The following is a 26,189-nucleotide window of genomic DNA, read 5'->3' on the forward strand; positions in this document are numbered from 1 at the left end:
CGTCAAAACGTGTGGCGGGACTGGGCCCTATCGCGCACTCGTCGTTGCCTGAAACCATGAAGCCCTGAAGGGGGCTAAACGATGTCAAGACCGCCCGCGAGTACGATCCAATAGCCGCGACTGGCCGAAGGACTGAACATGCTAAGTTCCACTTTCCTTTTCTTGCGGCGAAAAAGGTGCAGCCTCGACTGCTTGCTCGGGTAAGTGTCCGCTTTTGGATGCGCTTACGGGTCTGCTCTACGACCGAGATGCGGCGGTGCAAAGCAGCCATTCGCATTCCGGCGCACACATGCCAGCTGCTAGATCGCATAAGCATTCAGGAAAAGGCCCATTCCGCATCGGCCGGCGTGACCATTCCCTGCCGCAGTCGGCTGTGAAGTTCATGCCACGACGGGTCAGTCACGAAGCCTTTCATGCTTCCACATGCCTCGGCGAAGGAAATGTCGCCCAAACGGTCGATAAGATCACTCATCGCGCCGTTCCTGCCATTTAGGAATAGCTCGAGCGGATCATCATCACACTCAATGACCCGATGTCCCCAGGCACCCGATATGTCGTCGGTTGCGAGAGCCTGCCGAAGATCTTTATCCACGCCTGCGGCCTCGAGCGCCTGGCAGACGACATAGCGCATCAGGGGGTAGTAGATCGGCTGATAGCTGCCTCCAAGCGCGCGCACGCCGGGCAGGATCGACAAAACCAGAAACGTCAGCAGGAGATTTGGGACAAGACTGCGGTTTGCCAGCCGCTCGAGGATGTCGGAGGCTGTGAAGCGCGCCACCTTCATGCCGGTCGCAGGATCGATGAGTTCTCCGGCGACCAGACGCAGCGGACGACGTTTGCCATTTTCATAGAACCAGAAGAAATCAGTACCGCGCGGGAGCCAGCCACTCCAGGGGCCGGACGCGAGCGCGTCGAGGCCGGCAAGGATATTGGAAGCGAACTTCGGGTCTTCCAGCAGCCTCACGCGTAACCAGGAATCAGCGTCCGACAGATGGTCCGCCACCAGGTCGGCAATATCCTCGTCGTCGATCTGCAGGAAGGCAAAGCGGTCTCCGAACATTTTTGGCCAAAGGATGAGATTGGCTGCCTTGATGGCGTGTGCGGGCCGCTCGAATTGCCTCTTCGGCAGAAGGCTACGAAGCAGCGTGAGCGCTTCTCTCTCAGCGCTTGGCTCCGTCGGCAACAACTCGAGCCTATAGGACCCCGGCCCGGCTAGCAGGCTGTATCCGATCATCCGGCTTCCGCTGAGGCCGAAGACGTTGATCGGCTTCCCGTCGACAGTGAGCCAGCCTGGCCCTTTACGTGCCTTTTCAACAAGGTTCACCGTCGAAACGGCATAGGAAACGTAGGTCGAACAGCCATGCGCCGAGAGGCCAAGGAGGCTGAAGATATGCGTGTAAAAGGCTTCCGGCTCCATGAGGAGAAGCAAATGAGGGCCTGTCTGCAACACGCAGCGCCTTTCGAAATCCCTACAGATTTCCGAAGCAGCATCGGTCGATAACCCGTTTCGTGCCGCTGCCTTCCTGATGATGTCGAGTAGTTTGGTGAAGGCTCGAGACCGGATTTCTGGCACAGGCCTGGAAGCTGGCGCCTCGAACAGGCGAAACGCATAGTCGCGTATCGGTCGGGAATGATATGGGCTCATCCAGGGGTAGAGTGCCGTCAGCGACCCCAGGACTGCCTGTTTCGCATCTGCACCTGCTGTCAGCTCTTCCACCTCACGGTTCACCTTTTTCTTGCGTCTCGCCGACACAGACGCTCAGACATGAAATACTGATGAGGAGCACCACGCCAAAGCTGAAGAAAATCGTCGAAGGAGATGCTCGATCTCCTACAGCGGCAGCGATGCCGAAGATGAGTAATCCGAACACCCCGGCCACACTGTGCATAATACCTTTCGCCCGGCCCAACAGATAAACGGACACGCGCGACTGCAATGTGACTTCGACGCTGACGCGTCCAAGATTGTATAAAAATCCGAGCGCGGCAAAAAGGATCATTGTCCAGGGCGTGCGTAGAGAAGTCAGCGCCATGAGTACAAATGCCGTTAGGCCCAAAAGCATGAGATGCCGCGCATGGGCACTCATCGCTCTTTCAATTCGGATTAGAGAGACGGCGCCGATCAGGGAGCCCGCCGACCATGCAGCCTCGAGGTGGCCGAAATCCACGGCAGTACCCTTCTCCTCCTGGAAGACGAAACCCGATCCCATAACACTGACAAGCACCGCGCTTGCATAGAGAAGCGCGTAGACGACCATGAGACGGCGCAGGCTCGGATCGATTTGGGTCGCAGAGATTTTGGCGATGCAAACATCGAGCGAAACCGGTTGCAGCCGCATCAAGGCAAGGCAGCCCGCTGAAAGCAGGAAGAAGGCAGCAAGAACGGTGAATGGCAGGGCTGGTGATCGCTCATGCAGCAGAGGCCCTGCAAGCAGAGCTGCGCCGAGATTGCCGACCTGCACGACGAAGAAGACCGCGGAATTCGAGGCTACAAGATCGCGGCCGTCAGCTATCACGGGGATCATTGATTGAGCGCTCGTAAGCGCGACACGGTCGCAAAAGGAAAAGAGGGCAGCAGACAGGCAGATAATCAGAAACACGTCCATGTAGAGGAGCGCGCAAGCGGTAGCCAGCATAATGACGAAGCGGCTGAGGTCTGCCGCAATGTTCAGGCGTCGCCTGTCAAATCGATCCGCCGCTACGCCAGCCAGAGGGCTCGCAACGAATTCGACAATGCTTGCGGTCGCAAGGAACGTCGCCACGCCGGCAGTTCCGCACCCTCGCTCGACGAGAATCCAGGCGGATGCGATGTAGTAGCCGTTTCGGGCAATAGCCGCCGCTAGCGTGCTGGCCAGGAATTCGAGGCAGGGATTGGACCGGTCGGCCCGTCCGTTGCCTTGATGAATTCGAACCAGGTTTGACATGAGCGGCGTATCCGGGCTGACCGCCGATGGATACCGTCTTCCGTCAAGCCTGCTTTACTGTGATGTTGGGATTATCAGATACTTGCTGAGAACCGACACGCGGGGCCTAGATCTCGACACTTACGACGAAATTCCGTGGGGCACGTGCCGAAGGCCCGCTTAAAGGCGGTCGTGAAATGGCTCGAACTGCCGAAACCACATTCCATCGCGATTTCCGTCGCCGACAAATTGGTCGATCGTAGCATGTCGGCGGATTGTTCCAGCCGGCGCTGCGCAATGAATGCGTGAGGCGTCATGCCTGTCGACTGCTTGAAGGCCCTCCAGAAATGGAACCGGCTAACCCCAACCTCTTTTGCCAAATCAGCGAGCGACGGTCTGCCGTCCGACAACGCCTCGATCATTCCCACCGCGCGCTTGAGATCGAACGATGACAAACCGCCTTTCACCGGTTCCTGATGGACGCCGTTCAACCTGAACATTTGCACGAGCAATTGAGTGGCCTGACTCTCCACCATCGTTGCGCTGAATGGGTCAGGCTGCTTGAGCTCCAATGCAATCCTCTGCAACGCCATCTCAACAGTGCCGTCTCGGAATCCGATCGAAGGCGGCAGGTCTGCTTGGCGACCGCCTGCCATTCCATACACCTCGTCGGCGAACCTCTGTTCGATTGAAACGAGCAGGTAGGCGGCGGTAGCGTCGCCTTCATCCCACCCGGTCCAACTATTCCCGCCCGGCATGAAGATGATCGAGCCAGCGCGCCGCTGCGAGAATGAGATTCTGCGCCCATTGACGAAGTCCTCTCCGTTGCGCGCCACACCCTTCAGGTTCAACAAGAACACAGGGCCCGGAAAGGTTATTCTTGTCTCCTGGCGCTCCAGGCCAGTCCTTTTGACAAGATCCGCCCGCACTTGCCCCCAGCCCTCATACTGGTGAGCAAGGGTCTGGTGCTGTGATGGGCGAATCTTGCTTGGGTCGACGTGAAAAGTATGCACGAAGCGAAAAGGCCTCCTGATTGTAGCCTAGCTAGCTCTCGTGCCCATTTGCCCACTTTGGGTTGCGGTAAAATTGCCAAATAACTCAGGATTGGTAGAAAATGTGACTTTAGCGAAAAAACGGCAATCGCCTGAAAGCCGCCTATACAACGCAGGCCTACCAGTTGGCTCAGCCAATACTTGAGCCCGGTGAAATATTAGACCACACTTATCTTAGTGGAATTTCCCCCATCGACGTAGCGGCATCTCACCAATGGAACGGTGTTGGAGGCATACTGCGATGCGTGGACTCGACGACTTCCTGGCTGAGTGCGACCATGGCCCACGGATCAACGGGCTCGCCGGCTTTTTCGCGGCGACGGCCGCTGGCAAGAGCGGGATGCCGATCCGCAAGCCCACAGCCGACATCCGCCTTCTGCCTAGTGATGAACTCCTGCGCGATCTGGTCGCGCTGCACGCGACCCGCCAGGGCTTTTTTGACCAGCACTATCACGGCAGCATTCCCTACAGATTGGAAGAGGAGTGCCGGATGGCCTACGCGGTGCTGAGATACGCACGGCACCGTGGCGCTCCAATATCGCTATACAGCCTTGGAACGGCGGAAGGCACGATGGCGAGAACGTTGTCCGAACTCTCCAAGGGACAGATACGCACTCTGTCGTGCAGTCCGAACGCGGAGAATTACACAAGCTTCATGGCCTATGGCCAACCGCCGCACGCCGACTTCTTCATTGGCCCCTTCCATAAGTTGACCAAGGATTTCCTGAGCTCGGATTCGCGACTGGCAAATTTCGCGCACGGGTTCGATATCATCCTCGAAGATACGACCTTTCAGATGTACTCGCCAAAAAGAGCAAGCCAGATCGAGTTCGTGACCCAGCACCTCAAGCAGGACGGTATCTTTGTCTTCGTCGAGAAGTTCCGGGCGGCCGAGGAGAGCGACTACCGGCGGCGCGAATACCAGAAGGATTTCGGCTTCAAGGCGCGCTATTTTCCCCCAGACGAAATCGAGAAAAAGCAGAACCTCGTTTTGAATACGATGTTCGGCAATGAGGTGACTTTGGCGCAGATGTGCGACGCCATACGCGCGCATTTCAGCTACTCCTCCCTGACGTGGAACAGCGGAAATTTCTGCAGTCTCGCGGCGAGCAATAGCGAAGAAAACCTGAAGCGGTACCTTTCCCAGCTGGCCACTCCGGCCATTCCGCACGAATACATCTACGAACCCAGTCTGTATCCGACCCCGCCTGCTGGCGTCGCCGCCGCCCAGGAACGATCATGAAAAGCGGTCCCTGCGACCCGGAAACTCTGCTTGGCCGATGTGCCGTGGCCCAACCCTTTTCGACACTGTCGAACATTGCCGGCAAGAGCGGCGTTCGCGTCGGCCCGGCTGCTTTGCGCCATCCGCAACGATATCCGCAAGGCTCCTGAGCCTTGAGACAGGTCAACAACACGTTGCGCCGTTTGGATCATGTCTTCGCAGCTGTCGACCATGGTAGCCTTAGGCAGGCGGCAAGAGTTCTCAGAGTGAGGGAATCCTGTGTTAGCCGCAACATTGTTGCTCTCGAGCAGTTGCTGGACATGCAGTTGTTTCATCGCGACGTCCATGGCGTTCGGCTGACCGAAGCAGGCAGGGCATGGATTGACCTCGTCCGGGCTCACTACGAAGCTTTGCACGATGCTCTGGCCGGTGGTGGTAGCCACCAGGATGCCAAAACGGTCAGGATCGGATTATGCGCCCAGACAGGGCGCGCGTTCGTAGCGCGCCTCGTCGATCGTTTTGGCCGTTTACACCCCGACGTCAGCGTCGCCATCGAGGACGTCCCACATGAACAGTGCCTGGCGGCGATACGCCGCCGGCGCCTCGACATTGTCTTCACCCACGAACCTGAGAACTCTGCCTTGTGCCAAAGCGAAATATTCGCGCACGAACGCTTGTTCGTTCTCCTTGCTGAACGGCATCCATTGGCCGAAAGGCCTGCGGTCACATGGACAGACCTTGCCGAGAGTTGTCTTCTGGTCCCAATCGGATCGCCGCAGGACCTGGGCTTGCTGAAGCATATCGCTGCGAATGGTGGACCGGCTGTCCAAATTTGTCGCGCGAGCGAAGCGACGGTCATCCTCAAGGTGCAACTCGGTCAAGGCGTGACCCTGGCGGGCGAAGGCTTTGCCAGGACAATCGCCATCGATGCCATGGTGTGGAAACCTGTCGAGGGGCAGAACAGCATCAGTACGATCAAGGCACTGTGGCTCGAATCGAACCCAAAGCGCGCGCTGTTGCGGCTGGTTGGGACTGCTAGAAACATGGTATCCGCAGGTCCAAGCGAGCCTGTCACCGTCACTACGGGAAACGAGCAACCTCGAGGGCCGATCTCTGCTCCATAACCCCCATCGGTCCCTCCAACGACCACTTCGGGGCCGCAAGCGGACTATCCGCTTTGGGCATCGGACCTCGAAGAGCAGGCGCTGGAGTGACATTCGCCTGGTTCCCGCAGCCGGCCGCATCCTGGGCTCGACAAGATCGATCCTTCTGGCGCGCTAAAGGAGGCCATGAAGCGTCAGCGTGACTCGCTGCGCGCGACGATCTTCACGGCGAGATCGTGCAGCCGGCAATACTTTCCACAGCGCGGTGCGCGCCGTCAGCACGGCGTTCATGAGTTCGGCCGTCGATATTCCCGGCCGATTGCACGGCTTTCTCATCAGTGACTTCGAGCCCCGGGGCCGCAGGCGCGTTCGGCCCCTCTGATGAAAGCATGACTGCCCGGTTTGCCTCACGGAAGGCGGTGCCATGCACGGAGCCCGGTTACTTTCCGCCCATCGATAAGCCCAGGCGCTGGAACAGCCGGGCCCAGGCGATCTGGCCGATGCTGAAATTCTCCAGCCGGAAGAATTCGTTCGGCGCATGGTAGTCCTCGTCGGAGGTCGAGAACGAGAAGAAGATTGTGCCGACGCCGAGATGCTCCTTGAAGACACTGCCGATCGGGATCGTCGCGCCCATCGCAACCCGCAGCGATTTCGCGCCCATCAACTCACCGAGCAGCGTTTCAGCTATGGCAAGCGCGGGCAGGCCGGGATCGATCGAGAACGCCTTGGTGCCGGGGCCGTGACGCTTGACGTCAAGCGAATAGCCGGTCGGCAAGCGTGTCTCGAGGTGGCTACGGATCGCCTCGGCAACCTTGCCTGGCTCCTGCCCGGCGACGAGGCGGCAGGTGATCTTGGCACCCGCCGACGATGGAATGACCGTCTTGGTGCCCGGTCCCGAATAACCGCCGAATATGCCGTTGAATTCAAGTGTCGGCGCCAGCCATTGACGAACCAGAAGGTCGTGGCCGGAGGGCTGTGGATCGGGCGCCGGAGCGCCAATCCCGGCGAGGTAGGCGGCGGTATCGAAGCTGGCGGCATCGATCGCTTCAAGAATGGCCGGATCGGGCGGCGTGACGTCGTCCATGAAGCCCGGCACGGTAACGGCGCCGTCGCTGTCGTGAAGGCTGGCCAGCATGGCAACGAGCGCGCGGATGGGATTTGGCGCACTGCCGCCATGGCGGCCGGAATGAAGGTCCTTCGCCGCGCCCGTCACCACCACGTCGAGCGCGACCATGCCGCGGCTGGCCACCGTCATCGATGGCCGGTCGGCGCGCCACATGGCGCCATCGGCGGAGACAACGAGGTCGCAGGCCAGGCGCTGGCGCATCTTTTCGACCAGCGGCGAAAAATGCGGGCTGCCGGATTCCTCCTCGCCCTCGACAAGCATCTTGATGTTGAGCGGCAGGCGACCGGCGGTCTTCAGGAATGCCTCGACGACGAGGATCGGGATCAGCATCGGACCTTTGTCATCCGAGACGCCGCGCCCATAGAGGCGGTTGTCGCGCACAGCCGGCTCGAAGGGCGGCGTGATCCATTTCTCGACCGGATCCGGCGGCTGCACATCGTAGTGACCGTAGACGAGGATGGTCGGCGCGGCGGCGTCGCCGATGATTTCACCGAACACGGCTGGATGGCCGTCTGTCTCGACGATTTCGACGGTTGGGAACCCGGCCTGCGTCAGCCGCACAGCGACGAAGCTTGCCGCCTGGCGAATTCCGTCGCGATAGGCTGGATCGGTGCTGACGCTCGGAATGCGACAGAATGCCTTCAAGTCTTCCAGGGCTTCGTCGGCGTGGGCCACGAGATAGGCCTCGACGGCGCTCACTTTCCACCGTCCACGCTGATCACCTGGCCGCTAACCCAGCCGGCGAAATCGGAGGCGAAGAACATCACCATCGCGGCGATGTCGTCGGGTGAGCCAAGCCGCTTCATCGCGATGTTCTGGAGGAGCTTTTGCTGACCCTCCTCGCCCATCGCCTGCCATTGCCGCTCGGTGGTGGGATTGGAACGCACAAAACCCGGTGCGACGTTGTTGACGGTGATGTTCCAGGGGCCGAGTTCATGCGCAAGCTGGCGCGTCAGCCCGATCTGGCCAGCCTTAGCGCTGGCATAGGCCTGTATGCCGGTGAGGCTGATGCCGAGCCCGGCGCCGCTTGAAATGTTGATGACGCGTCCATAGCGGCGCTTCTTCATGCCGGGCGCCACGGCCTGCGTCATGAAGAAGGCGCCCGAGAGATTGACGTCGAAAATTGTCTGCCAGTCGGCTTGCGAGATGTCCTCCAGCGGTCTGCCGACCTGCCCGCGCACGCCGCCAGCGTTGTTGACGAGAATATCCACCGCCCCAGCATCGGCTTCGATCGTGCCGACGACCGCCTGTACAGCGTCGCGATCGCCGACATCGACGACATGCGAGCGGCAGTTTTCGCCGCAGAGTTGATGCGTTTCCGCAAGGCCGGCGTCGTTGACGTCCAGGATATGAACCGCCGCGCCGCGTTCGGCGAATGCTTTGGCGATCGCACGGCCAAAGCCATGCGCCGCGCCGGTGACGATGACGGTTCGCTTGTCGAAGCATATGTTCATTGGGCGCTTGCCGGAGTGCTCGGCATGACTTTGGCCAGTTCATCGAGATTGGTCAGAACGAGCCGCCGCTTACCGTCCTCGATCTCGTGGATCATCTCGACGGTGCGCGCCGTCAACGGCGTCGCGATTCCGAGTTTTCGCCCGATCTCGACGATCGGGAAAATCTGCGCATCCACCTCCGTCTTGCGCTTACGGATGGCGAGGTCGCGCCAGATGCCGGTGTGGGACTTCGCCGACCGACGGTTGTGCACGACCATCTCGTCAAAGGAGCGGTCGGTGGCGGCGGTGGATGAGCCGGGCGCGAAAGCGCCGGGGTCGAAGCCGTCGAATGCCTCTGCCCTGACGCCGTTCGCCTTGGCGACAGCGCCGACTTCCAGCCCCACCGCCGAGAGGACAGCGCGATAACGCCTGTCGGCAAACACGTCGGCGATGGAATCGTCGGTCAGCGCCGTGGCGAAGAGCAGCGCGCCGTAGATCATCTTGCCCCAGAGATAGCCCCAGATGTTGTCGGTGAGCACCGCTTTCGGTTCGAAATCCTGCATGAGTCGGTGAAGCTCTGCGATGCGCGGGGTGCGCTTGCCGTCGAGTTCGCCGATCACCACCGCGCCATGGCCGCTGTAATGGACCACGCCCGGCTCCAGGTAGTCCGCACCGAAATTGACGAAGCAACCGATCGTGCGCTGGTCGCCGACGATTTCGGCGATGGTGAGTTCGTTCAACCCGTTCTGCGCCGAGACCACGCAGCCGCCATCTGCCAGATGAGGCAACAGCGCGGTTGCGGCAATGCGCGTATGATGTGCCTTGACGCACAGGAAAATCCGCTCGAAACGGCCGGTGACGGCGACAGGCAGGAAGGCCGGCGCCTTCACCACATCCTGAAGGATCGGCCCGGCGATGCGCAAGCCATCGGCGTTGATCGCCTTGACGTGGCTGACATCACTGTCGACGAAGGTGACGGCATGGCCGGCGCGGATGAAGGCAGCACCAAGCGTGCCGCCGATCGCCCCGGTACCCCAGATCAGGATCGGTCCGGTCTCCGTCATGACCATGGCCCTTCGAGCAGATCGCGCGTCTCCTTGACCGCGATGTCCCAGATCGCCTGCATGTCCTCGTCCGGCCGCTCGTAATAACCGCCGAAATTGCCGTCGCCGAGATAGTCGCGAACCGCCTTGGGCGACATCAGACGCATGCGGGCGAGGTCGATCATCGGCTTCTGCTGCGTCGGCGGTTTCACGCCGGCAAGCCGGGTCCAGGGGAAATTCTCCATCCAGGAGGCGTGCGAGGCGACCGGATCGATCTCCAGCACCTTGCCCATCGTTGCCGGGGCGGCCCACCAATTGTGGAACTTTATCGTGGTGTCCGGATTGTCGGCCATCCATTCGATCGCCAGGGCGCCGGCCGGCTGGTTGCCGCCATGGCCGTTGACGATCAGGATGCGCCGGAACCCCTGCGCGCGCATGCCGTCCAGAATGTCCCTGACGAGGCGTATATAGGTTTCGGTGCGCAGGCTGATCGAACCGGGATAGGCCATGAAGTAGGGCGTCAGCCCGTAGGCGACGACCGGAAATACCGGAATGCCGAGCGGCTCGGCCGCTTCCGTCGCGACGCGCTCTGACAGGATCGAATCGACCGACAACGACAACTGCGCGTGTTGTTCGGTGCTGCCAAGCGGAAGGACCGCGCGGTCGTCCTTGCCGAGATACTGCTCGACCTGCCGCCAGTTGCATTCGGAAATTTTCACGATGCCTTCCTCTCCTCGTCCGTTGCATTGATCAGCGGCACCAGCACACGCTCGATCTCGGCGGTGTCGGGGGCGTGCCGGTATTCGAACGCGGTGACGCCCACCTGCAACTTTGCCAGGACATCCTCGGCGCCGCTGGCGAACACCACGACATCGGATCCTCCGAGCAGTGCCTCCAGGTCCGGCGTTTCGAGCGTGGCACCGGTCAGATGCTCGACATGGGGGGCGAAGCGCTGAACGCCAGCCTTCATGATCGGCAGGAAATCCGGAAACCTGGATATGACCGCCACGCGCGCCAGCGAATCCAGCGCGGCCAGCGCCTTCCGCGTTTCTTCCGAAGGGATGAAGCTGATCGACACCACCTTGGTGTTGGTGACCAGCGACATCACCTCGCGCTGGCGATTGACGAAGGTGACGGCGAGATCGGCCGAGTTGGCGCGCGCGCGCGCGGCGGGATCCCGTTCGATGGCCGAGATTGTCAGCGGCTCGACGGTCACGCCATTTCCGAGACGCGCGGCGATGAAGCGCGAATAGCTGGCCGTGGCGTCGGCGAACAGCCCGATCATGACGACCCTGGTCCTGGCACCTATGCTGTCGCGATAGAAGGCGCGCGCGCTGACCAGCGAGACGAGTTCGGCCGGCCGAATTCCAGCGGCTGTTCCGGCATCAATCAGCGCATCGATCCGCCTATGCAGTTCCGTCGCCTCCGGACGGGCGGCGAGCCGCGCGCGCCCACTGCCGGTGACGAAGGAGCCGGACCCGGGACGCGTCTCGATCATGCCTGAAGCCTTGAGGTCGCCATAGACCTGGCTGACCGTCATCGGGGCCACGCCGACGCGCTCGGCCAGTTCCCTGACCGAGGGAAGCAACTCTCCCGGCACCAATTCGCCGCAGGCGATGCCGTACTCGATCAGTCCCTGCAACTGCGTGCGCAGGGGAACTGGCAGATCGCGATCAACCGAGAACTCCATTCAGGTCCCAATCAAGTGTATTATCCACCTATAACGCTTAGTCCGGCCGAACTTGGGTGACAAGCGCGTTGTTGCGCCAGAGTGCCGCTTTCCTTGGGACAATCCCGTTGACACGATAGGCCTTGCGTGAAAACGTTATGGCCAACAAGAACACTTTAACATTCCTCTGGAGATACGGGAGCCGTCATGAACACGCTCGTCAAGGCCGCGCTGAGCGCGGCACTTCTCGTTGGAACCAGCTACGGCGCGCTTGCGGTCGAACGCGGCGGCACGCTGAAATACGGCCGCTATGCGGACAGCCTCTTTCTCGATCCGGTGCTCAACGATGCCAATGTCGACATCTGGATCCTGTCCAATCTCTACGACACGCTGATCCTGCCCACCGACGATGGCAAGGGCCTGAAGCCGGGCCTGGCGACGGAGTGGAAGGTCTCCGACGATGGCCTCACCGTCACGCTGACACTGCGTGACGGCATCAAATTCTCCGATGGATCGCCGATCACCCCAGCCGACGTGCAATGGTCGCTGAAACGCGCCGCCGATCCGAAGAAAGGCATCTGGAATTTCCTGGTCGGCTCGATCCAGGACGTCACCACCGAAGGCGATCACACCGTCATCATCAAGCTCAAGAACACCGATCCGGCGATCCTCGCCGCGCTCACCGTGTTCAACACCGCGATCCTGCCGATGAAGGCGTTCGAAGCCTCGGAAGGGACGACCGACGAGGAAAAGGCGAAGAGCTTCTCAGCGCATCCGATCAGTTCCGGACCGTTCGTGCTTAAATCCTGGGACCACGGCCAGTCGATGAAGCTGACGCGCAATGAGAACTATTGGGCGAAGGGCGAGGACGGCAAGCCGCTGCCCTATCTCGACGGCATCGATTTCGAGGTGATCCCCGATGATGCCACCCGCATCCTGAAATTGCAGTCGGGCGAAATCGACGGCGCCGAATTCATCCCCTATGCGCGCGTCGACGAATTGAAGCAGGCCGACGGCATCGATATGAAACTCTACCCGTCGACCCGCGTCGAATACATCACCATGAACGTGCGCCCGAAGATCGGCGACAAGGACAATCCGCTGTCGAACGAAAAAGTGCGCCAGGCGATGAACTACGCGACCAACAAGGAGGCGATCATCCAGGTGGTGACCCATGGCGTGGGGTCGCAGATGACCTCGTTCATGTCCTCGGCGACGCCGCTGCACAAGGGTGACAAGCCGCTCTATCCATACGATCTCGACAAGGCCAAGCAGTTGATGAAGGATGCCGGCTTCGAGAATGGGTTCGAAACCAGCCTGCTCGTGCTTGCAGGCAACCAGGACGAGATCGGCATCGCCACTGCGGTGCAGCAGATGTGGGGGCAGATCGGCATCAAGCTCGACCTGCAACAGGTCGACAATCCAAGCCGCACGCAGCAGTACCGCGACGGCACGTTCACGATGCGCGAAGCGGCGTGGACCGATGATATCGCCGACCCGAACGAGATCGCTTCGTACTTCGTCTATTCGCCGACCATCGGCGCGCTGCACAGCGGCTGGAAGAACGACGAGGCCGACAAGCTTTTCGAAGCCTCGCAGAAAGAGATCGATGCCGCCAAACGTGCCGATCAGTATGGCAAGATGCAGGACATCTACAACAGCAGTGGACCGATCGTCCCACTTTACGAAACCCCTTATCCGGTCGCGTTGAGCAAGAAGGTGCAAGGCTTCGTCCAGATCCCGCTCGGCAACAATATCTTTGGCGCCGCGTGGCTGCAGAAGTAGGCTGATCGCCTGAGGCGGCGAACGTCACGGCGTTCGCCGCCATCGTGCTCCTAGTCAACAAGGTCTGGATCGCCGCTTGCCACTGTTGGCCTTCATCTTCCGACGAATTCTGCAGACCATTCCCACCATTGCCTTCATCTTGGTGGTCACCTTCATTCTCGTTCGGCTTTTGCCGGGCGACCCGGCCAGCGCAATGCTCGGCGACCGCGCCATCGACGCCGACGTCCAGCGCATCAATGCCAAGCTCGGGCTCGACCAGCCGATCCCGTTGCAGTTCCTCTACTTCACCAAGGCGGTCTTTACCGGCGATCTCGGAAATTCGATCGGCCTGAAGCTGCCGGTGATCGAGCTGATCTCACGCCGCCTGCCCGTCACATTGATGCTTACCGGAATGGCCGCCCTGATCGCACTGCTGGTGGCGGTGCCGCTGTCCTTCGTCTCGGCACTCAACCGTGGCGGCGCGCCGGACGCCATCATCCGCGGCACCTTCCAAATCGGCCTGTCCATGCCCGTCTTCTATGTCGGGCTGGTGCTACTGACCGTGTTTGCGGCAAAGTTGCGCTGGTTTCCGGTCGGCGGCTATGGTGAGAACTTCCTCGACGATCTCTATCATCTCTTCCTACCGGCCACGACGCTGGCTCTCAGCCTTTCGGCCGTCCTCATGCGCAATCTGCGCGCCGCCATCATCGGGGTTGTTGGCGCCGACTATGTCGACTTTGCCCGCGCCAAGGGTCTGCGCGCGAGGGTGATCATGACGCGCCATGTCCTGCGCAATGCTCTGATTTCGACGGTCACGCTGTTCGGCCTTTCGATCGGCACGCTTCTCGGCGGCGCGGTTATCACCGAAACGGTGTTCGCGATCCCCGGCGCGGGGCGGCTGATGATCGAGGCCATCTATGGCCGCGACTATCCCGTCATCCAGGGGCTGACGATCGCGCTAGCGCTGCTCGTATCGTTCACCTTTCTCCTGACCGACATTGTCCAGGCCTGGCTCGATCCCCGGGTGGCGCGATGAGCGGGAGCGTGGTCCAGATCGCCTTGCCGGCGAAACGGCGCCGGGCAATGCCGGGCACCCTTGTGGGCGCGGTCATCGTGCTTGGCGCGAGCCTGGCCATGGCGTTCTTTCCAGGTCTCTTCGCGCCCTACGATCCGACTGCCTTCGACTACAACGCCATCATGCACGGGCCGAGTTGGGCGCACCCCTTCGGCACCGACAATTTCGGCCGCGACATGCTTTCGCGCGTCATCCACGCCTATCGCATCGACATGCAGATCGCGGTGTTCGCGACGACGGGACCGTTCATCTTCGGCACAGTCGTCGGCGCCCTGGTCGGCTATGTGGGCGGCTGGGTGGAGGCGGTGTTCGGACGTGTGGTCGATGCGGTCATCACCTTTCCGTTCCTGGTGCTGGTCATCGCCATCGTCTCGGTGCTCGGTCCCGGTCTAGGAAACATGTACATCGCCGTCGGTGTCGTCGGCTGGGTGTTCTATGCTCGGCTGGTCGCGGCGGAGATCAAGATCCAGCGCCGGCTCGATTATGGCGACGCGGCGCGAGGCATGGGCTACGGCCACATGCGCATCATCTTCCGGCATCTGTTGCCCAACGCGATAACGCCGGCCGTCGTCTACTGGATGACCGACATGGCGCTCGCCATCCTGCTCGGCTCCAGCCTCGGCTATCTCGGTCTCGGCGCGCAGCCACCGGCGGCCGAATGGGGCGTGCTGATCGCCGACGGCAAGAATTTCATGACCACCGCATGGTGGGTGTCGGTCTTCCCCGGTATCGCCATCGTCATCACTGGTCTCGGCTTCAGCCTTGCCGGCGACGCGCTGGCCGATCTTCTGAGGGTCAACCGATGACGGCGCCGATGCCCGGCGTCGGCCTCAAGGTGCGCGGCCTCACCGCCACCTTCCTGACGCCACGAGGCCCGGTCACGGTTGTCGACGGCATCAATCTCGATGTCGCCCCAGGCGAGATCGTCGGCCTGGTAGGCGAGTCCGGATCGGGCAAGAGCATCACGCTGCGCTCGATCGCGCGGCTGGTGCACGAACCAGGCAAGGTGAGCGGACAGGTAGAGTGGCAGGGCCGCAATCTGCTGGCGATGAGCGAGTCGGAGATTCGCAAGGTGCGCGGCGCAGAGATCGCGATGATCTTTCAAGAACCGATGACGGCGCTCAACCCGGTGCTGCCGGTCCGCCTGCAGATTGAGGAGAACCTTAGCGCCCACACCACACTCGACCGCCGCGGCCGCCATCAACGCGCGCTGGAACTGATGAACATTGTCGGCATTCCAGCCGCGGAGCGGCGGCTCGACGAATACCCGCACCAGTTCTCGGGTGGGATGCGCCAACGGGTGATGATCGCGATCGCGCTGGCCTGTTCGCCGAAACTGCTGCTCGCCGACGAACCGACAACGGCGCTCGACGTGACCATCCAGGACCAGATCCTGAAGCTTATCCTCGACCTGCGCGATCGTTTCGGCATGAGCATGGTGTTCGTGACCCACGATCTCGGCGTCGTGGCAGCGACCTGCGACCGCATGGCGGTGATGTATGCCGGACGCATCGTCGAAACCGGCACGGTGACGCAGGTGTTCGCCGAGCCGCATCATCCCTATACGCGCGGGCTGCTCGGTTCCGTGCCGCGCATCGGCGCCGAGCGCAGCATGCTTTTGTCAATCGAGGGAACGCCACCGAGCCTAACCAATTTGCCGGACGGCTGCGCCTTTCATCCGCGCTGTTCCTTCGCCACGGACCGCTGCCGCGCCGAGCGCCCACCGCTCGAAAGCTTCGCCGCGGGCAGAGAGGTCGCCTGCTTCCACCATCGCACGGTGGCCACGATTTCCGAGGCTGCCTGATGCGGGAAATGCCGCTGATCTCCGTCGAAGGCGTCTCCAAGCAGTTCCGCTTTGCCCGAACCGCGTCCGACATACTCACGGGCAGACTTCCAGCCGCTGTCCATGCATTGAACAATGTCGATCTGGAAGTGCATCGCGGCGAGACGCTCGGTATCGTTGGCGAATCCGGTTGCGGGAAATCCACGCTGGCGCGCTGTCTCGTGCGGCTCTTGGAGCCAGACGAAGGGCTGGTGCGTTTCGACGGCAAGGATATCGGTCTGCTGCGCCCGGCGGAACGGCGCGACTTCAACCGCCGTGTTCAGATGATCTTCCAGGATCCCTACAGTTCGCTCAATCCGCGCATGTCGGTGCGACAGGTTCTGTCCGAAGCGCTGAGCGTCCATGCGATGCGGCCGAAGGCCGATATACCTGCGCGTATCACCGAGTTATTGGGCCTTGTGCGCCTCCCGGCGGACGCTGCCGACCGCTATCCGCACGAATTCTCCGGCGGACAGCGCCAGCGCATCGGCATCGCGCGCGCTCTGGCTGTCGAGCCGGAGGTGTTGGTCGCCGACGAACTGGTCTCCGCGCTCGACGTCTCGGTGCAGGCACAAGTCATCAACCTTCTGCTGGACCTTCAGGAAAGGCTGAAGCTTACCGTTGTCTTCGTCGCGCATGACCTCAGGCTCGTACGTCACATCTCACACCGAGTCGCGGTAATGTACCTGGGCAAAGTGGTCGAGACCGGCCCAACGGAAGCGCTGTTCGCTGGCCCCCGGCATCCCTATTCGAAGGCGCTGCTCGATGCTGCGCCCGAACTCGACCCGTCGCGACGGACGCGCGTTGCGGCAGCACGTGGCGAACTGCCAAATCCGCTTGACTTGCCGTCAGGCTGCCTTTTCAACACGCGGTGTCCGTTCGCGTTCGAGCGTTGCTTTGCCGAGCGGCCCCATCTGTCCGCCCGAGGACCGGCTCACTTTGCTGCCTGTCACCTGACTGAATTCGGCAAACAGGCGCCCGAAACATCCGCGGCACAATGACCTGCTGAAATTTCCAACCAGATGAGACGCCGATGAGCTACGCCGCATTCGAAGCCCAGGTCGCCAAGGTCAACGACATTTTGTGCGCGGTGAACGTGCTCGTCTGGGATTCGCGTACCATGATGCCCTCGCTTGCAGCCGAGGCGCGCGGCAAGCAATTGGGCACGCTGGCGGCAGTCGCACGCGAAATCGCAACCAGCGACAGCATGCTGAAGGCCCTCGACGCTGCGCGTATGGAACTCACGGGAATGCCCGGCGAGCAACTTCGAAGGCGGGCGCTCAATGACGCGGCGGCCGCGATCGCCATACTCGGCCGCATCCCGGCGCGGCTGGTGCAGGAAGCAGCAGAGCGGCGAACCGAAGGCCAGGCGGCGTGGATCAGGGCGCGTGCCGAGAACGATTTCCCTGCCTTCGCGCCGGTGCTAGAGCGAACCGTCGCGCTGCAGCGCGAGATCTGCGAGCATATCGGCTATGCCGACCATCCCTACGATGCGGCGTGCGGCACCTTCGAGCCCGACATAACCTGGGCGCGGCTCAAGGGTTTGTATGCCGACCTGAAATCCGCGATCGGGCCATTGCTCCAGGCCGCGCTGCAAGCACGGCCGGCACGCGTCGATATTCTGGAACGCACGTATCCGATCGAAAAGCAGAAAGCATTCTCGAAGACAGTGGCCACCACCATGGGGTACGACTTCGAGCGCGGCCGGCTCGACGACACAGTTCATCCGTTCGAGATTTCCTTCACGCGTGCCGACGCGCGCATCACCGGCCGCTTCCGGGAGAATTGGCTGCCTGGCGGCCTTTTCGCCGTCTGGCACGAGGCCGGCCACGGCATCTATGAGCAGGGCATTTCTCCTGAGTTCACGCGCTCGGTCTTCACCACTGATCTCGTCAATCTCTACGCGGTCGGCGGCACCAGCTTTGGCATGCATGAATCGCAATCACGCCTATGGGAGAACCGCGTCGGCCGCTCTCGGCGCTTCTGGGAGCAGAATTTCGGGGCATTGCGCGCCGAGTTCCCCGACCAACTCGCTGACGTCTCGGTCGCCGACTTCTGGCGCGCGGTGAATGCGCCACGTCCTAGCCTGATCCGGGTAGAGGCCGACGAACTCACCTACGACCTGCACATCATCTTGCGTTCGGAGATCGAGGCCGGATTGATGGACGGCAGCCTGCGTGTCCCTGACCTTCCGGCGATCTGGGCGGACAATGTCCGCAGCTATCTTGGCCTCGACGTACCGACCGACACGCTGGGCGTGTTGCAGGATGTGCATTGGTCAGCAGGCATGATCGGATCGTTCCCGACCTATACGATGGGCAACATCATGTCCTCGCAACTGTTCAAGGCGGCGACCAAGATGCCTGAGGTTGAGCGTGGCCTCGAGACCGGCGACTGTGCGCCGCTGAGAACGTGGCTGGCGGACAAGGTGCATCGTCACGGCCGCTCGCTGACGCCAGCCGAAATCCTGAAGGCCGCAACCGGCAAGGTGCTAGGGACCGACGACTACATTGACGATCTCCGTCGCAAGGTGGCCGAGTTGCACGCATAGCGCCTGCATGGAGAGGCTTCGTGTCATAATAATCGCCATCCCGAGCGATTCAGGGATTTCATCCGGCACGAGACTCTTGGGATCTTGCTCAGCATGCAAGACATGAGTTGGACGCGCTTGTCAGACGTTGCGCGGAGTTTGGCCGTTCGAACTGGCGGATCGCAATGTCCGCTCAGTGGCGCTAAACGGGCAATGTCAGATGGCTCCTTTGCGGCGCATTGCTGACCGGCAGATTTGGGGCCGGAAGCAGTAGGTCCGCTTGTGGTGCAGGGAAGAACGATTGCGGACGTCGATGCAGAGGAAGCCTAGCCCTTTTCCCTGGCGTCATTCTCAGCAGAATCTAAATTCGGCCGCTCAATCCTTTGCATCTCAACATTGTAGACGCGAACGTGGCCTTCGAGGCCTTTGAACTGGCGAGTACCGAGGTCAACAATCGGCGTGTTGCCAGGCAAATGGCGTGCCACGGAATAATCTATAAGGATTTGTCCATCTTCAGCGGACGAACACAGCCTCGATGCCAAGTTCACGACATTGCCAATTGCGGTGTAGTCAGCGCGGGCCTCATAGCCAATCCGACCCACCGTTGCCCACCCCATAGCGAGCCCCATGCCGAAGCCAATATTATAACCACGTTGCCGCCACACAGATATGAGCTCTTGTGTGGAATCCTGCATGTCGACAGCCATTTTTACGGCATGAAGCGCCGGCCCTTCACGTGGAACCGGGGCGTTGACGAGGATCATCAATCCATCCGCCGAAAAACTGGTCAGCGTTGCTTCGTACTTGGTGATGATCGCGCCGAGCGCCTCATAGTACTCACGCAGGACCTGCATGAGGTTCTCAGGCTCCGCGTGCGCTGAAAATGCAGTAAGCCACGTAAGTCGCTAAAAACAGCGACTACTTCTGCGCGCTGTCCAGCGAGCATTCGCTCGTCACCGGCCTTCTCTACGAGTTCCGCAACCTGTGGTGCAAGGAAGCGCTTCAACCGCGTCAGTCGCTCCGCGCGGTCCCGCGATGCGACAAGTTCCTGCGCCATTTGGTTGAATCGAGCAGCCAACCGCTCAAGTTCGTCTCCAGTGGAGATGTTGATCCGGTGATCGAACTGTCCAGCACCGATCTTGAGAGCGCCCTCCTCCAACAGGAGGATAGGCCCGCTCATCCGTCTGGCAAGCCAATATGCGAGCACCGCCGCAAGGACTGTGGCGAGGAACAACAACCCCCCGGTCCGCCACAATGAAGCGTATTGAGGTGCAAAAGCCTCTGCCTGCGACTGCTCGACAATTACCGTCCAGCCGGCCGCGGTAACCGGCGCGCCAGCAGTCACAACGCGTTCATTCTCGGCGTTGCGGCTTGCAATCGCAGTGCCGCCTGCGGCAGCGATCGCATCCTGCAGTTCGCGCAGGGCCAACGCTGCTTTCTCGTCGGCGCCCTGCATCACTTTGCTGATCGCGGGGTGAGCGATGAGTCGGCCGGCCTGGTCGATGACAAATCCCTGGCCGCTGCGGCCCACGCGGATTTCGGAAACGATGAGCCAGATAGGCTTCAGACTGATTTCGGCGATGACCGAGTTGGCGACGACTAAATTGTCGTAACTGGCCATCGCCATGGTTACGGAGGGTTCGGAACCCGGGCGATAAATGACTGGGCCGTACCAGACCTTCGCCGTCCTGACGCCCACGACAGCGGGATCGCCTGAGCGATCCGCCCCGCTTTCTGTCCTGTTTATGCCAGTGCGAGAGATGTGCAGCCGCTCCGCGCCAGTACCGTCGACAATACTGATGCTGAGGATTCCCGGGGCCTGGTGCATCGCTCGTACGGCAAGAAGCCGGAGCTGTTTCACGCTGGCCATATTCGACCCTTCCGGGGGGATCGTCGAGCCGAGCGCAAGCTGGATGCTGTCAAGAAAGCTCTCAATTTTGTCGGCCGCCGATGTTGCCTCGGACTGCAGCAGGGCACTGAGGATCGCGTGCTGGTCGACATAGCTGAACCAAGTGTTGCTGATGCCACCGGCGGCCATCGGAAAAATGGCCGCCGCGAACAAGACTAAGAAATACTTCTGAAATAGCGATCGACGCATGCATGCGGCTTTGAGATTGGAGGAAGGTCTCCCACGTGATGCGACCCGACCATAGGTCGCGACAGCTCAGTTCCAGAAAGCTAACCTAAATTATTGCGTTTTGGTATGGGCTGAGCCGTTCCCACTCATGGTCGCGCCTCGTGCCTTCCACGTTTCCCGGATCGGGGAGAGTCGCAATCACGACCCTCAGCTTGATGGTGTCCGCTTTCGGGCAACGACGAACTTTGCCTGTTAGGCCGAAATGAGGCGCATTCCTGACCGGCAGATTGGGGGCCGTTAGCTGACAGTCAGCTTTCGAATCGAACTAGGCAGAAGCGGTCGTCCGGCGTTCTCCCCACGTGAAGACGCTGTGGCTGCGAAGGGCAGCATAGGGAAGACAATGTCCACTTGGAACCACGGTCAGATGCCAGATGCCGCCGCTCGCGGCCGGCAGGGGTGAGCTTATCTTAACCGATGCCGGGTTGAGCTACGCCCAAGGGCATCGGCTCGAAGCTCGCTGAGATTTCCGATCCTTCAGCCCTAAGTGAATGGCTTATTCGAAAAACAGCAACGCGGTCGCCAAAAACCCAAGGGCAAATGTTGATGCCATTGAATAAGCGACCATCCCAATGGCGAGATAGGCGTCACTGCCAGATCGCAGATGGCCGCCAACAGCACCAGTGGCCAAAAGCCAGCCCGCCACCGCCAGCCCGATCAGCGCCCCGACAGCAAGGTTTTTGATTAGAAACACTACCAGTTGAGGCATCAACTCCGCTCTCCTGAGAGCGATTTGTCCGAGCGCCAATTCACCAGATGCTGGTAAACTCCAAACCGTGGATCTGGTTGCTTGCTTACTATCGATTATTCCCGACGCACAGTCTTCTGAACCACGCCGCCGTTCGCGCTCGTGAGGTCGTATCGCGTCGATATTGGCCGGATGAAAACATTAACTCAAAGGCTGTCATCGGGGACGATAGGGGCCATTCGGAACGAATTTGTCGCCGAACAATTGATGAATGCGTACTCGCCGAGGGCCGTCGCGTGCCGTCTGGGGTGTAACCCTACGCGTCTGGCCAATAGCGACATCTCATCAGTAATCGACCGTTTCGTGAACGCCGAAAACTGGTCGCAGTTTCTATCTCATTTGCGCCCTGAACTGCCCCTGCCCTCGACGATCAACCGTCTCATTTGGGGCCGCTAGCGGACCGGCAGTTTTCAGGCGGCGTGTCTACGATGGCGGACACTCCGGCGAGCGCGCACATCGCCTCGGCGCAAGGACGGAAATTGTTCCCATGGCGCGCGCCCGCACGGCTCCAGCCATCGATCCCTAGGTTGCAACTGAGGCGCAGCGCCGCCAGCGCTCGAAGGCTCCAGCATCGGATACGATATCAACCTAAACCCTGCTCAGGCACGAAGTCCGGCCGCGTCCAGCACCGCGATCACCCGTTCCAGCCGTACGGGCTCGCGGTAGCGGTTCGAGCGGCGGACCTGGTCCTGGTCGATGTCCGCCTTTCGCCCGACAGCTTCCGCGACGGCCTGGCGCGCGTCCTCCGTCCGTCCGGCGAATCCGTGGATGACGGCCATCATCAGGTAGCCGCAAGTATCCTGCGGATTGGCTGCGATATAACGATGCAGGCTGGCTTGCGCGCCGGCGTCGTCGCCGAGCCATGCCAAGGCATGGCCGATGTGATAGTCGATCCAGGTGAAGGTCTGCGGCGACAGGCGCGCGGCGCGCTCAAGTGCGACCAGCCCTTCGTGCACGTCGCCGCAATAGATCGACATGACGCCGAAGAAGCCGAGCGTCCATGCGTCGCTAGGGCTGAGGCTGGCGGCGCGGCGGCAGAGTGTGATGGCCTCGTCGTGCCGGTCGCGGAGCCATGCCACTGCGCCCAAGGACATTATAGCATTGGCGGTTTCCGGGCGCCGCTCCAGCACCTCCTTGGCGAGACGTTCCGCTGTAGCCAGGGCGTTCTCACGATCATCGCCTTGCATGTAGTAGCGGGCATCATACCACCAGGTCTTAACCAGCAGCACCTTGGCGGCGACATAGTCCGGGTCGATCTCGAGCGCCTCCTGCAGCAAGTCACGGGCGCGGCGGTTGTCGGCTTCGGACCACCGCTCGTGATGCGCGTTGGCAACTACGCAGCATTCCCAGGCGGCGAGGCTTCTGGTTTGACCATCCCACAGCCGCGCGTAGTCCCCGCTGGTCAATTTGATTTGCATGGCCACCGCGACCTGGCGTGTGATTTCCTCCTGCAAGGCGAAAATGTCGTCAGCACGGCCATCGAACCGGCCTCCCCAAAGCTGTCTGCCGCCAGCCGCCTCGATCAGCCTTGCTGTGACGCGGATCTGACTTGACGCGGCGCGGACGCTGCCCGTCAGTTGGAAGTCGGAAGGGGCGCCCTGCGCGCGCAACTCAATCCCGCCAATGAGACTGAGAGCCGACTCAAGATCAAGCCCGATTCCGGCGGCGAAGAACTCCTGATTAGGGTCGCCGCTCAAGTTGGTGAACGGCAGGATAGTGATCGAGGGTTTGGCGGGCGACCGTTTGGCGTCCGGGCGGGGCGTCGGCTCCATCGCCGCCGCTGTCGTCTCCGATCCGGCCCAGCGCCAAGCGCGGACAGGCACGGCGATGTTCTTGAGCTGAAGTTCGCCGGCGAATGTGAAATCTGCGTTGATCCTGCCACGAATCTGCGCATGAACCGCATCCGACACCAAGATGCCGCTGCGGGGCGCCTGTGCTTCAAGGCGGGCGGCGATATTCACACCGTGGCCGTAGATGTCGGATTCCTCCCCGATAACGTCGCCAAGGTTGATACCTATGCGCAGCGCGATTTGGCGGTCCTGCGCCAGCGCCGCGTTCGCTATAGCGAACTTCTGTTGTAGTTCTATGGCCCCCGTCACCGCGTTCAGCGCGCTGGCAAATTCCATGAGCATCCCGTCGCCCATCAATTTGACGACGCGCCCGCCCTGCGCTTGCACTGTCGGTTCGACGATGGCTGCCCGCAGCTCCTTCAACGAGGCCAGAGTGCCCGCCTCGTCTGCTTCCATCAGGCGAGAATAGTCAACTACATCGGCCATCATAATCACGGTGAGGCGGCGGTTGGCGGTCATTCCGGCAATCCCGCCAGACGCCAGCCATCAATAAAGGGCTCCGCAGCAGCCATACTCTTAAAGGGCAAATTCGTCGTGAAATCAGCGATTTTCCAGTCTGGATTCCCAGCAACAAAAAGACGGGCCTCCTCCCGTGCTTCAGGCATGCGACCGGCAAGGGCAAGAGCCCCAATCAAGTTCACCCTTGAACCGGTCCCATATGTTTCCTCGCGGCTCAAGGTCGCAACAGCGTCCTCGTAATGACCGGTCGCAAATTGCGCCATCCCCAAGACCCAAAAGTAGGCGTGGTGCGGACGGGGATTTAGACGAAGAGCCTCAGCACAAGCTGTCAACGCGTCCTGCGGGCTGCCCAAGTAGATGTGAAGCTCAGCCAGCCATATCCCCGCGTTTGCATTGTTGGGGTTTAGTTGAATAGCAAGCTCTAAAAGTGATTTTGCTTCATCCCAATTGCGCTCATATAGTTGAACGTATCCAAGCGCACTGCAAGCGTCTGAATCGTTGGGGTCGATTTCTACCGCGCGTTGTGCGTGTGTGAGAGCATTTTCTTTGTACGGAATCCTTGGTTCTCCCCAATTAATCCAGCCAAATAGCAGTGAAACCGCAAGGTTGCCGTGGGCCTCGCAATAGTTTGGATCAAGTGCAATCGCGCGTTGCAGCGCTGAAAGCGCCTCTCTGTTCTCAAACTTCGACATAGCCCATTTTTCTCGTGACCTAACGCAGAGATCGTAGGCTTCGAGATTTGACGGCCTCGACCGGGTAGAGGTCTTGTTCGCACCAATCTTGCCGGAAATGGCTTGCACGACGCGGCGCGTAACTTCATCTTGAATTACGAAAATATCGGCGAGATCGCGATCAAAGCGTTCAGCCCAGACATGATTTCCACCGCCCTCAGCATCAATCAACTGAGCATTGATCCTGAGACGCTCATCCCAACGACGCGCGCTACCTTCAAGGATGTATCTCACCCCTAAATCACGGGCGATCTGACGGACGTCGGTGGGCTTGCCTTTGTAAGCGAAGGTGGAGTTGCGGGCGATGACGAAGAAGCCGGACACATTCGACAGATCGGTGATAATGTCCTCCGTCAGCCCGTCAGTGAAGAATTCCTGTTCGGTGTCACCACTCATGTTGACGAAGGGCAGCACTGCAATCGAAGGTTTGTCGGGCAGCGCGAGCGGCTGTGAAAGCTTCCTTAGATCAAGGGGCCCAGTTGGTGCTGCGGGCTTAGCCTTGGTGGGAACGCCGACCTGTAGCGAATAAACCCGGACCGGCTCAGTGATGTTCTTGAGCTGAACCGCGCCGCGATCGTAAATCGCGATATCAAGCCTTGACTTTACCTGCCAATAGGCTTGCTCGGAAAGACAGATATTACCGGGTTCGCAGATGCCTTCGAGGCGTGCGGCGATGTTGACGCCATCGCCCATCAAGTCCCCATCGCGTTCTTGCACGACGTCGCCCAGGTGAATGCCGATTCGGAATTCAATGCGGCGATCATCCGGCACCCCGGCATTACGCTCAAGCATGGCGTTCTGCACTTCGATCGCGCAGCGCACTGCTTCTACCACGCTCCTAAACTCGACAAGGCTCCCGTCGCCGGTGCGCTTGACAACGCGACCACGATGAACAGCGATGGTGGGATCGATGAGATCGCTGCGCAGAGCCCGCAGCCGTGCCAAGATGCGATCTTCATCTGCGCCGGCTAGCCGGCTGTAGCCGACCACATCCGACACCAGGATCGCTGCTATTTTGCGGGTCTCCCTCATGTCGTGCTCCCTTCATCCAGTCTGGCACTACTGCCTAGCCAAAGGAAGATAGCTCCGAGCCATTGGTCGGGTGGTCCGCGTAGGATCGACTCCAGTCGTTCGAGACAAATGTCGGGCGCACAACTGCCTGTGGCCTGTCCATTGGGGATGTCCGCTTTTGGTGACCGGACGATACCGCAGGAATGACTGCCATGAGGCGCATTTCTGCCAACGCGGACAATGTCACCCTTGGGGTCGAATTCTGTCTTTCGGAGCGATTTGGTTTTGGGGGTGAGAGCGGCGGGCCATTAGCCTGGGCTGAACTGAATGTATATCGGCCGGGTGCGCACCTAATAGGGGCCCCACAAGCCACCCCGCCATCTAGGTGTAAAAGCGTTGCCCTCCGTGCTATAAATGGACTACCAGCGCCGACCTAAGGCCGAGCGCCATTTCAGCAAGCCCAAGGACGTATGTGCAGCACATGGGCCCAAGCCACCCGCCCGCACATCCGTTG

19 protein-coding genes and 1 pseudogene are annotated in these 26,189 nt (G+C 60.7%); 8 read left to right on the top strand and 12 right to left on the bottom strand.

What is annotated here, in order from left to right:
* Window positions 1–316 precede the first annotated feature (316 nt).
* The 3 genes from AC56QX_RS32860 to AC56QX_RS32870 form a co-directional block, all read right to left on the bottom strand.
* Window positions 317–1,717, bottom strand: a complete 1,401-nt coding sequence (locus tag AC56QX_RS32860) for a hypothetical protein (protein WP_497112699.1) — start codon at window positions 1,715–1,717, stop codon at window positions 317–319.
* Between the two features lies 1 nt (window position 1,718).
* Window positions 1,719–2,924 carry an MFS transporter gene (locus AC56QX_RS32865; RefSeq protein ID WP_497112700.1) on the bottom strand — a complete coding sequence of 402 codons (1,206 nt, stop codon included), beginning with the start codon at window positions 2,922–2,924 and terminating at the stop codon, window positions 1,719–1,721.
* A gap of 74 nt (window positions 2,925–2,998) precedes the next feature.
* Window positions 2,999–3,763 carry a helix-turn-helix domain-containing protein gene (locus AC56QX_RS32870; protein ID WP_497118020.1) on the bottom strand — a complete coding sequence of 255 codons (765 nt, stop codon included), beginning with the start codon at window positions 3,761–3,763 and terminating at the stop codon, window positions 2,999–3,001.
* Window positions 3,764–4,196: 433 nt separating this feature from the next.
* On the opposite strand from AC56QX_RS32870, the gene AC56QX_RS32875 reads away from it, so the two are divergent.
* Together AC56QX_RS32875 and AC56QX_RS32880 are read left to right on the top strand one after the other, a co-directional pair.
* Entirely contained in the window at window positions 4,197–5,198 is a 1,002-nt protein-coding gene (locus AC56QX_RS32875) for a class I SAM-dependent methyltransferase (protein ID WP_497112701.1), read from the top strand.
* A gap of 152 nt (window positions 5,199–5,350) precedes the next feature.
* Window positions 5,351–6,301, top strand: a complete 951-nt coding sequence (locus AC56QX_RS32880) for a LysR family transcriptional regulator (protein WP_497112702.1) — start codon at window positions 5,351–5,353, stop codon at window positions 6,299–6,301.
* A 418-nt stretch (window positions 6,302–6,719) separates the two neighbouring features.
* Here AC56QX_RS32880 and AC56QX_RS32885 read toward each other — a convergent pair whose 3' ends face one another.
* The 5 genes from AC56QX_RS32885 to AC56QX_RS32905 are packed head-to-tail and all read right to left on the bottom strand — an operon-like array spanning window position 6,720 to window position 11,572.
* Complete coding sequence (locus AC56QX_RS32885; protein ID WP_497112703.1) at window positions 6,720–8,105, bottom strand: dipeptidase; 1,386 nt, start codon at window positions 8,103–8,105, stop codon at window positions 6,720–6,722.
* Window positions 8,102–8,860, bottom strand: a complete 759-nt coding sequence (locus AC56QX_RS32890) for an SDR family NAD(P)-dependent oxidoreductase (RefSeq protein ID WP_497112704.1) — start codon at window positions 8,858–8,860, stop codon at window positions 8,102–8,104. Before AC56QX_RS32890 ends, AC56QX_RS32885 begins: the two co-directional genes overlap by 4 nt.
* Window positions 8,857–9,903 carry a ketopantoate reductase family protein gene (locus tag AC56QX_RS32895; RefSeq protein ID WP_497112706.1) on the bottom strand — a complete coding sequence of 349 codons (1,047 nt, stop codon included), beginning with the start codon at window positions 9,901–9,903 and terminating at the stop codon, window positions 8,857–8,859. Before AC56QX_RS32895 ends, AC56QX_RS32890 begins: the two co-directional genes overlap by 4 nt.
* Entirely contained in the window at window positions 9,900–10,601 is a 702-nt protein-coding gene (locus AC56QX_RS32900; protein WP_172233065.1) for a creatininase family protein, read from the bottom strand. The genes AC56QX_RS32895 and AC56QX_RS32900 overlap by 4 nt, the downstream gene beginning before the upstream one ends.
* Window positions 10,598–11,572, bottom strand: coding sequence for a GntR family transcriptional regulator (locus AC56QX_RS32905; RefSeq protein ID WP_497112708.1), 975 nt, complete (start codon window positions 11,570–11,572; stop codon window positions 10,598–10,600). The genes AC56QX_RS32900 and AC56QX_RS32905 overlap by 4 nt, the downstream gene beginning before the upstream one ends.
* Before the next feature lie 186 nt (window positions 11,573–11,758).
* Here AC56QX_RS32905 and AC56QX_RS32910 point away from each other — a divergent pair, with 186 nt between their 5' ends.
* From AC56QX_RS32910 to AC56QX_RS32935, 6 genes are all read left to right on the top strand, one after another.
* A complete protein-coding gene (locus tag AC56QX_RS32910) occupies window positions 11,759–13,336 on the top strand; it encodes an ABC transporter substrate-binding protein (RefSeq protein WP_497112709.1) in 1,578 nt (525 codons plus the stop codon).
* A 76-nt stretch (window positions 13,337–13,412) separates the two neighbouring features.
* A complete protein-coding gene (locus AC56QX_RS32915; protein WP_497112710.1) occupies window positions 13,413–14,351 on the top strand; it encodes an ABC transporter permease in 939 nt (312 codons plus the stop codon).
* The gene (locus AC56QX_RS32920) at window positions 14,348–15,196 is read left to right on the top strand and encodes an ABC transporter permease (RefSeq protein ID WP_497112711.1); all 849 of its coding nucleotides are present in this window, start codon (window positions 14,348–14,350) and stop codon (window positions 15,194–15,196) included. The genes AC56QX_RS32915 and AC56QX_RS32920 overlap by 4 nt, the downstream gene beginning before the upstream one ends.
* Window positions 15,193–16,194, top strand: a complete 1,002-nt coding sequence (locus tag AC56QX_RS32925) for an ABC transporter ATP-binding protein (RefSeq protein WP_497112712.1) — start codon at window positions 15,193–15,195, stop codon at window positions 16,192–16,194. The genes AC56QX_RS32920 and AC56QX_RS32925 overlap by 4 nt, the downstream gene beginning before the upstream one ends.
* Entirely contained in the window at window positions 16,194–17,213 is a 1,020-nt protein-coding gene (locus AC56QX_RS32930) for an ABC transporter ATP-binding protein (RefSeq protein ID WP_497112713.1), read from the top strand. Before AC56QX_RS32925 ends, AC56QX_RS32930 begins: the two co-directional genes overlap by 1 nt.
* 32 nt (window positions 17,214–17,245) lie before the next feature.
* Complete coding sequence (locus tag AC56QX_RS32935) at window positions 17,246–18,763, top strand: carboxypeptidase M32 (protein ID WP_497112715.1); 1,518 nt, start codon at window positions 17,246–17,248, stop codon at window positions 18,761–18,763.
* Between the two features lie 305 nt (window positions 18,764–19,068).
* On the opposite strand, the pseudogene AC56QX_RS32940 reads toward AC56QX_RS32935, so the two are convergent.
* From AC56QX_RS32940 to AC56QX_RS32955, 4 genes and pseudogenes are all read right to left on the bottom strand, one after another.
* Window positions 19,069–20,840 (bottom strand): annotated as a pseudogene (locus AC56QX_RS32940) (adenylate/guanylate cyclase domain-containing protein).
* Between the two features lie 532 nt (window positions 20,841–21,372).
* Complete coding sequence (locus tag AC56QX_RS32945) at window positions 21,373–21,585, bottom strand: hypothetical protein (RefSeq protein WP_497112717.1); 213 nt, start codon at window positions 21,583–21,585, stop codon at window positions 21,373–21,375.
* A gap of 638 nt (window positions 21,586–22,223) precedes the next feature.
* The gene (locus tag AC56QX_RS32950) at window positions 22,224–23,933 is read right to left on the bottom strand and encodes an adenylate/guanylate cyclase domain-containing protein (RefSeq protein WP_497112719.1); all 1,710 of its coding nucleotides are present in this window, start codon (window positions 23,931–23,933) and stop codon (window positions 22,224–22,226) included.
* Entirely contained in the window at window positions 23,930–25,696 is a 1,767-nt protein-coding gene (locus AC56QX_RS32955; protein ID WP_497112721.1) for an adenylate/guanylate cyclase domain-containing protein, read from the bottom strand. Before AC56QX_RS32955 ends, AC56QX_RS32950 begins: the two co-directional genes overlap by 4 nt.
* Between the last annotated feature and the right edge of the window lie 493 nt (window positions 25,697–26,189).

The sequence above is a fragment of the Mesorhizobium sp. RCAM 06353 genome (genome assembly GCF_059683585.1).